This window comes from Streptomyces aurantiacus JA 4570 (assembly GCF_000414115.1).
GTDB classification, from domain to species: domain Bacteria; phylum Actinomycetota; class Actinomycetes; order Streptomycetales; family Streptomycetaceae; genus Streptomyces; species Streptomyces aurantiacus_A.
The window spans coordinates 1-7961 of the sequence record NZ_AOPZ01000513.1; the positions used below are offsets into that span (position 1 = coordinate 1).

The 7961-nt window shown below is 74.3% G+C and carries 6 protein-coding genes and 1 pseudogene; 3 read left to right on the top strand and 4 right to left on the bottom strand.

What is annotated here, in order from left to right; all coding sequences use genetic code 11:
* Together STRAU_RS36595 and STRAU_RS36600 are read right to left on the bottom strand one after the other, a co-directional pair.
* The coding region (locus STRAU_RS36595) for a GNAT family N-acetyltransferase (RefSeq protein WP_052029432.1) at positions 1 to 805 on the bottom strand (805 nt) is incomplete at its 3' end.
* Between the two features lie 118 nt (positions 806 to 923).
* The gene (locus STRAU_RS36600; RefSeq protein ID WP_016645432.1) at positions 924 to 1640 is read right to left on the bottom strand and encodes a TetR/AcrR family transcriptional regulator; all 717 of its coding nucleotides are present in this window, start codon (positions 1638 to 1640) and stop codon (positions 924 to 926) included.
* A 137-nt stretch (positions 1641 to 1777) separates the two neighbouring features.
* Here STRAU_RS36600 and STRAU_RS36605 point away from each other — a divergent pair, with 137 nt between their 5' ends.
* The gene (locus STRAU_RS36605; protein ID WP_016645433.1) at positions 1778 to 2932 is read left to right on the top strand and encodes a medium chain dehydrogenase/reductase family protein; all 1155 of its coding nucleotides are present in this window, start codon (positions 1778 to 1780) and stop codon (positions 2930 to 2932) included.
* A gap of 3 nt (positions 2933 to 2935) precedes the next feature.
* Here STRAU_RS36605 and STRAU_RS36610 read toward each other — a convergent pair whose 3' ends face one another.
* Positions 2936 to 4201 carry an MFS transporter gene (locus STRAU_RS36610; protein WP_016645434.1) on the bottom strand — a complete coding sequence of 422 codons (1266 nt, stop codon included), beginning with the start codon at positions 4199 to 4201 and terminating at the stop codon, positions 2936 to 2938.
* A 26-nt stretch (positions 4202 to 4227) separates the two neighbouring features.
* Between STRAU_RS36610 and STRAU_RS36615 the strand changes: the two genes are divergently transcribed.
* Positions 4228 to 4749 (top strand): CGNR zinc finger domain-containing protein, encoded by a 522-nt coding sequence (locus STRAU_RS36615; protein WP_016645435.1) that lies wholly within the window; start codon positions 4228 to 4230, stop codon positions 4747 to 4749.
* A gap of 189 nt (positions 4750 to 4938) precedes the next feature.
* Complete coding sequence (locus STRAU_RS36620; RefSeq protein WP_259300094.1) at positions 4939 to 7029, top strand: ABC transporter ATP-binding protein; 2091 nt, start codon at positions 4939 to 4941, stop codon at positions 7027 to 7029.
* Here the strand turns inward: STRAU_RS36620 and STRAU_RS36625 are convergent.
* Positions 6965 to 7945: pseudogene (locus STRAU_RS36625) on the bottom strand (PucR family transcriptional regulator); the annotation flags it as partial. The gene STRAU_RS36620 and the pseudogene STRAU_RS36625 sit on opposite strands and share 65 nt — an antisense overlap.
* Between the last annotated feature and the right edge of the window lie 16 nt (positions 7946 to 7961).

Genomic DNA, 7961 nt, shown 5'->3' on the forward strand with positions numbered 1-7961 from the left:
GGGCGACGGCCTCCGCGTTCGTCTCCGGCACGTCCATGGCCACGGCCGCGCCGCCGGACCCGGCCGCCAGCGCGTCGAGCAGCGCCTCGGCGTCGGCGCGGGTGTCGGCGAACAGCGGCCCGACGCGCAGCGCGTCGCGGCCCGGGCGCAGCACCCCGTACCCGGTGACCCGGCCGTCGACGACGCTCGCCAGCGCGCGGTGGCCGGGCGCCGTCAGCCAGGCGTCGAGAAAGCGGGGCCGGTCGGCCGGGTAGCAGGCGCTGTCGTACGCGGCCACGGCGTCCCGGCCCACCTCCGCCACCGGCCTGATGTGCGCGGGCACCGGTCCCGGCGCACCCGCAGGACCGACGTAGCGGAGGTTGCCGTGGGCGCGCTCGAAGCCGGAGCGCCGGTAGTTGTCCTGCTGCGCCGGAACACCGTCCAGGCCCACGACCCGGTCCCCGGCGTGCGCGAGGCCCGTCTTCCAGGTGGCGAGGCCGTGACCGCGGCCGCGCCGGTCGGGACGGACCAGATAGAAGCCAAGGAACGCGTACGCGGCGCCGTAGTTGACCACCGAGATCGCCGACACCGGCTCGCCGTCGACCCGGCCCACGAAGAATCCCTCCGGGTCCTGCGCGAAGAACGCCGCCGCGTCGGCGAGGCCCGGGTTCCAGCCCTCCCGCGCCGCCCACTCGACGACCAGGCGCCAGTCGTCGGGCGTCGCCGTCGAGACGACGAGCCGTCCGGGGGCCGCGTTCTCCTGGCCGGGGGCCGCATGTGCCTGGCCGGGGGCCGCATTCGCCTGGCCGGGGGCCGCGTTCTCCATCGCCGCACCTTTCTTGAGCCTTGACTTCGTGTATCCGCGCAACGGCCTCATCCTGCCCGGTCCGGCATACCGTCGTCCGGCCCACCGAACCGATCAAGCCGTACGTCGGCCGGGGCTCCTACGCGGGCAGTCCCATCGCGTCGGCCAGCGCCTCCATCTCGGCCTTGAGCAGCGTGCCCGCGCGGTGCCCCATCCCCTCGTACAGGCCCTGCACTTCGAGGCTGACGACACCGTGCATCCGGGCCCACGCCGTCACCGTGCCCGCGAGCGCCGTCGCCGGATCGACGTCCGGGGCCCAGGACTTGACCCACTCGCCCACGGCGGGGCTGTCGTTCAGCCAGAACCGCATCTCCGCGCGCAGCTCAAGGGCGGCGCCCCGGCAGTCGCCCCGCCCGAGCACGCCGAGCAGCGGCCCGAGCACGCCCCGGGCGCGGTCGACGGTCTCCGGGGGCGCGTGGTAGCCGGGGGACGGCGTGCCCGCGAGGAGCTGGTAGACGTGCGGCGACTCGACCGCCCAGGCACGGAACGCCGCGCCGAGGGCGAGGAGTCGCTCGCGCGGCGGGGCGTCCGCGACGCGGTCGGCGGCCGCGCGCATGGCGGCGGCCGCGGCGTCGTAGCCGTCGCAGATCAGCTCCGTGAGGAGGTCGTCGCGCTTGCGGAAGTACTTGTAGAGGGCCGGGCCGGTGAGGCCGAGCCCCTTCGCCACGGCGTTGAGGCTGAGCGCGGGGGCGCCGCCCGCGCAGATCTGCTCCAGGGCGGCCTGCTTGATCTCGCCGCGCACCTGGTCGCGGTAGCGCTGGCGCGGGGTGGAAGTGCTGCTGCTGCCGTCCGGCACGGGAGTCCCTTTCTCTCGCTGTGGTTAGAGACTCTAACTCAAGCAAGAAGGTTCTTGACGAGCCTTCGAGAGGGGTGCATTCTCAAGTTAGAGCTTCTAACCACAGATAGAGCTTCACTCCCGAGAAAGGGACCATCATGCGAGAGACCCACACCGCCGAGCACCGGCCGACGTCGGCGACCGCGACCGCAGCCGCAGCCGCAGCCGCAGCCGCAGCGAGCATCGCCACCGAGATCGTCCTGCCCGGCATCGTCAAGCCCGACGGCCTGGAGGTCCGGCACGTCCCCACTCCCGCCCCCGGACCCGGCGAGGTGCTGCTCGCGATGGAGGCCACGGGCGTCTCCTTCGCCGAGCAGCAGATGCGGCGCGGGAAGTACTACGACCAGCCGCCGTTCCCGTTCGTGCCCGGGTACGACCTGGTCGGGCGGGTGGCCACGACCGGCCCGGGCGTGGATCCGGCGCTCGCCGGACGGCGGTTCGCGGCGCTGACCAAGACCGGTGGCTGGGCCAGCCATGTCGTCGTGGAAGCCGCGGACCTCGTCGAGGTGCCGGACTCCGTGACGTCGGCGGACGCCGAGACGCTGGTCGTGAACGGCATCACGGCCTGGCAGATGCTGCACCGCACGGCCGGGGTCGAGGCCGGTGACACGGTCGTCGTGCTCGGCGCGAACGGCGGCGTCGGCTCCGCCCTCGTACAGCTCGCGCGGATCGCGGGTGTACGGGTGATCGGTACGGCGTCGCGGCGCCACCACGACAAGCTCCGCGAGCTCGGCGTCACGCCCGTCGACTACCGGGACCCGGACCTGCACGGCCGGCTGCGCGGTCTCGCGCCGGGCGGGGTGCGGGCGGTCTTCGACCACGTGGGCGGCGAGGGCGTCGTGGACTCGTTCCGGCTGCTCGCGCCGGGCGGCACGCTGGTGTCGTACGGCACGGCGTCCACCCGCGACACCCCCGGATCCTCCAAGGCCCCCGTCCTGAAGCTGTTCGCGCGCCTGGCGCTGTGGAACGCCCTGCCGAACTCCCGGCACGCGCACTTCTTCAACATCTGGGCGGGCCGGCGGCGCGCCGACGCCTTCCGCGAGCGGCTGCGCGCCGACCTCGGCCAGGTCTTCGCGCTGCTCGCCGATGGCCGGCTGCGGCCGCAGGTCGCCGCGCGCGTCCCGCTGTCGCGGGCGGCCGACGCGATGCGGCTCGCGGAGTCCGGCACGGTCGCGGGGAAGGTCGTCCTCGTACCGGACGGGGAGGTGCGCGAGAGCGAGGTGCGGGACGGCGCGCGGACACCTACGACATAGGGGTCACCCGGTGCGGGGCCGACCGCCCCGGCGCTCGCGTTCCCCGCGCGTGGTGGCCGCCAGGGCCGCCGCGGTCATCGCGGACAGCAGGGCCCAGGCCGGGGTGAAGCTGCCGGTGAGGTCCTTGAGCAGGCCGAGCGTGGGCGGCACGAGGACGATGGCGATCTGGTTGACGGACATGGCAAGGCCGAGGGCGAACCCCGTCCGGCCCGGCGGCGCGGCCTCGGCGACATGGGTGACCCACGGCCCGTACCACCCGATTCCGAAGAAGCCGAGCCAGACGAGCACCGAGCAGGCCACGACGGGGGAACGCCCGAGGGGCGTCATCAGCACCGCCGTCCCGGCGATCACGGCGACCATGCAGAAGGTGACGGTGGCGAACCGCCCGGACCCGGCCCGGTCGCTCCAGGCCGCGAGGCCGACGCGGCCGACGGCACCCGCCGCCTGGGCGGCCACCAGGACGAGGCCCGCCGTTCCCGCGCCGAGGGACGCGGTCTCGTGGAGGTGGAGCACGGTCAGGATGCCGACGCCGCCCTGCACCGAGATCAGGCTCGCCCCGGACAGCATGATCTTCGTCATGGACGGCTCGCGGAACATCCGTACCCGGGCGCGGAGTTCGGACGCGAGCGGGGCCCGGGGCGCCGGGCGCCGAGGGGCGGTCCGGGACGGCGGCCGGCGGTGGAAGCCCATGAAGACGGCCGCCCCCAGCAGCGCCGCGAGGCCACCGGCCACGAGGGTCGACCGCCATCCGTAGGCCCCGGCGAGGAAGGGCAGCACGGCCGAGCCGAGGGCGGCGCCGAGCGGCAGCCCCGCCTGGCGGATGCCCATCGCGAGCCCCCGCTGGGACGTGTCGAACCAGGACGCCACCGACTTGCTCCCGCCGGGCTGGACGGTGCTGTAGCCCGCGCCGACGACCAACAGGACGCAGAGCAGGGGCACATATCCCGGTACGACGCTGCCCAGGCCCAGGGCCACGGCGATCGCGCACGCGCCGAACCCGACGACCCAGCGCTCGTCGTGGCGGTCCAGGAGCTCCCCGGCGACCAGCAGCCCGGCCAGCGGCACGAGTTGGGCCGCCGAGATCAGCAGGCCCAACTGGGCCGTGCTCAGGTCGAGATCGCGTTGCAGGTGGAGGCCGAGGGCACCGATGCCCTGGACGAAGAAGCCGGACGCGGCCTGGGTGAAGGTGGCGATGCCGAGGATCACCCAGCGGTACCGCCACGCGGCTCCGGCGGGGTCCGCGGCCTGGTCTTCCGTACGTTGGCTCATGCCCCCCACGCTGCTGTAATGGTCTTATGCACCTCAACCCTTACGGCGAGGACGCCGTGAACCTGGCCGCGGACCTGGCCAACCGGCGGCCGGAGAGCGCCGCGGAGCTCGCGGACCGCTGCCGCGCGGCCGGACTCGCGCTGGAGGGACCGGTCACACCGGCGGACCTGGACCGCGCCCGGGCCGCCCTGGACGCGTGGGAAGGAGTCGTCGACGCGGCCGACGAGCACGCGCGCGCCGCGCTGCTCAACGAGATGCTGGCGGCGGCCGCCGCCCACCCGCGCCTGACGGACCACACCGGCGGCGGCTGGCATCTGCACTACCGCGACGACCGGCAGCCGCTCGGCTCGCTCCTCTTCTCACTGTTCTCCGTGGGCACCGCGCTGCACCTGACGGGGCGCGGCATGCACCGGCTCGGCCGGTGTGCCGTGGCCGAATGCGCCACCATCTTCGCCGACACCTCCCGCACCGGACGGCAGCGCTACTGTTCCCAGCGGTGCGCCAACCGCGACGCGGTGCGCCGGCACCGGGCGCGCACCACTCCGTGAACCCGCCCGGCGCACCCGACGGCAGCCGATTCCGGCCACATCATCAACTCCCGTCAATACACGACGCTTTCAGACATCCGTACGAAACTTTCGCCCGTCATGCACCCATACGCCGGTCTTCTCGACAGGATCGACAGGGTCGCCCCAGCAACCGCTGCGGCCGCCCACCCCTGTCGTCCGGGAGGAACTTTGGCACCTGGTCCCCAACCCCCATCGGCCGGGAAGCGGCGGCCCGGCACCCCTTCGCCGCCCGAACAACTGCTCTTCGGCGGGCGGTTGCGTGGATCGTGGGGCTGGACGGCCCACGAGGGCGCGCGGCTGAACACGTCGTTCCTGACGATCCTGCGGCAGATCCCCACGCTGTTCCGGCACACGGTGTCGCTGGCCTGGCGCGCCGACCCGTGGGCCCTGGTGGTGGTCGCGGTCTCCCAGCTCGGCCAGGCCGCGGCGACCGCGTTCGGGCTGCTCGCCACCAACCGGGTCCTGGTGTCGCTGTTCGCGGCGGGGCCGACGGCCGACCGGGTGCGCGACGCGCTGCCGTCCCTGGTGTGGGTGGCCGCCGCCAGTGCCTTCGCGGCGACGCTGCGGGCCGTGTCCTTCGCGGCCGCGGGCCGGCTCGGGCCCAAGGTGGAGCGCCTGGCGGGGCTCTCCATGATGGAGAAGGTCGTCCGGGTGGAGATGGAGCACATCGAGCGCTCCGACTTCCACGCGGTGGTGGACTCCGGGCAGCACGGCCAGACCGCGGCCCGCCGCCTCATCGATCACACCCTCGGCATCGTCGAGGCGCTGATGGCGCTGCTCGCCGTCAGCGGGGTACTCGCGGTGCTGCACCCGGTGCTGCTTCCGCTGCTCGGCGCCGTGATCGTGCCCAAGGCATGGGGCACGGTGCGGGCGGCGCGGCGGACGTACGAGTCGGTGCAGATCTGGCTGGAACACGTGCGGCAGCAGGGCGCGTTGCGGCGGCTGCTGATCTCGCAGAAGGCGGCGCCGGAGCTGCGCGTGCACGGCGCGGGGCCGTTCCTGCTCGACCAGTTCGACCAGATGGCGGCGCAGGCCGCGGACGAGCAGACGCGCCTCGCGCATCTGGAGGCCCGCACCGAGCTGGCCACGTCCGCGCTGTCCGGGCTGACCGCCGGCGGCTCCTACGCCCTGCTGGCCTGGCTCCTGACGCAGGGTCACATGCCGTTGGCGTCGGGCGCCACCGCCGCGCTCGCCCTGACCAGCGGCACTGCCGGGCTGCGCCGGATGGTGACGCACATCCACCATCTGTACGAACAGAGCCTGTTCATGAACGACTTGATCCGTGCCCGCGAGGAAGCGGGGCAGCGCGCCATCCCCGCCACCGGCACCCGGGTGCCCGACCCGCCCGAGGTGATCGCGTTCGACCGGGTCACGTTCCGCTACCCCGAGCGCGAGACGCCCGCCCTCGACGGGGTGTCCCTGACCATCCGCAAGGGCCAGGTGATCGCCCTGGTCGGCGCCAACGGCTCGGGCAAGACGACGCTGAGCAAGCTCCTCGCCGGCCTGTATCTGCCCACGTCGGGCGCCATCACCTGGGACGGCACCGACCTGCGCGCACTGCGCCGCGACGACGTGTTCGGGCATGTCGCCCTGGTCCTGCAGAACTTCCAGCAGTGGCCGTTCACCGCCCGCGCCAACGTGGCCATCGGCCGCCCCACGGAGATCCACGACGCGGACCGGCTCGACGGGGCCGCCGCGTACGCCGACGCGCACCGCGTGCTCGACGACCTCCCCTACGGCTGGGACACCCTGTGCGAGAAGGGGTACGAGGGCGGCGTCGACCTCTCCGGCGGCCAGTGGCAGCGCATCGCCCTGGCCCGCGCCTACTTCCGCGACGCCGACATCCTCATCTGCGACGAGCCGACCAGCAGCATGGACCCGGCCGCCGAGATCGACGCGTTCCGCAGGATCCGGGCGCTCGCGTCCGCCGACCAGACGATCGTCCTGGTCACCCACCGCCTGCACAGCGTCAAGGAAGCCGACGTCATCTACGTGCTCGACGAGGGCAGACTCGTCGAGCACGGCGACTTCGCCACGGTGATGTCCGACGACGGACCCGGCCGCTTCCGGCGCCTGTTCGAGCTGCAGTCGCTCCAGTACCGCACCGACATCGCGGCCGGGTCCCCGCCGTCCGACGCCCCGGCCGACACGCTGGACGCCGTGCCCACGCAGCGCGCCCCGGCCCGGCAGGACGTCAGGCCGGGCCGGTCGCCGGTGAACGGCCCGGGCCAGTCCCCGGCGGGCGGCGCAACCGGTTGAGCCGCAGCGCGAGTTGGAGCTCCAGGGCCCGGTCGGGCGTGTTCCAGTCCGGGCCGAGCAGGCGGGCCGTGCGGTCCAGACGCTGCACGACGGTGTTCACGTGGACGTGCAGCGCCTCCTTGGCGCGGGCCAGGCTCGCGCCCGCCTCGAAGTAGGCGTCGAGGGTGCGGACGAGTTCGGTGCCGCGGCGGTCGTCGTAGTCGAGGACGGGCCCGAGGACGCGGCGTACGTATCCGTCGATGTCCGTGCGGTCGCCGAGGAGTACGCCGACGAAGCCGAGCCCGGACACGCTCGCGCCCTCGCCGGTGCGGCCGAGGGCCGTCAGTGCCTGGAGGCAGCGGACGGCTTCGCCGTGGACGGCGGGCAGTCGGGGCGGTCCTTCGGCGGGTCCGGCCGCGCCGCACGTCACCGGCGCGCCGAGCGCCTGGCCCAGGCCGGCGGCCAGGCGCTCGGCGAGCGGTCCGGGCGCGGCGGTGGGCGCGAGCAGGACGACGTGGCCGCCCTGGGGTCCGGCGAGGCCGCGCAGGGCCCGGGCGTGCCGTGCCGCCTCGGTCGTCAGACGGGAGCGCAGGTCGGGCTCGCAGTGCAGGACGAGGACGGACGTCGGTGCGGTGAGGTCGACGCCGAGGCGGCGGGCGCGCAGGGCGAGGCTGCCGCCGCGGCGCGGGTCGGTGGCGTGCGCGGCGGTGAGCAGGTCGTCGAGGAGTTCGCCGCGCACCCGGTCCTCGGCCTCGGCCACGGAGCGGCGCAGGAGCAGCAGCAACGCCGTGTCCAGGCTGGCCCGTTCGAAGAGCCGCCGGTCGCTGTCGGTCAGGTCCGGGCGGCCGCTGAGCGCGATGCTGCCGAGCGGCTCGGGCCCGGCGAGCACGGCGGACACCCAGACGCCGTCCACGGGCACGGCGCGGCCGCTCGCGCGCGGCGGCGAAGCCTAC

What these genes read in the sequence shown, in the direction of transcription:
- STRAU_RS36605 (WP_016645433.1), top strand. Translation starts at nt 1,778, where the DNA reads ATGCGAGAGACCCACACCGCCGAGCACCGGCCGACGTCGGCGACCGCG.
- STRAU_RS36610 (WP_016645434.1), bottom strand. Translation starts at nt 4,201, where the DNA reads ATGAGCCAACGTACGGAAGACCAGGCCGCGGACCCCGCCGGAGCCGCG.
- STRAU_RS36615 (WP_016645435.1), top strand. Translation starts at nt 4,228, where the DNA reads ATGCACCTCAACCCTTACGGCGAGGACGCCGTGAACCTGGCCGCGGAC.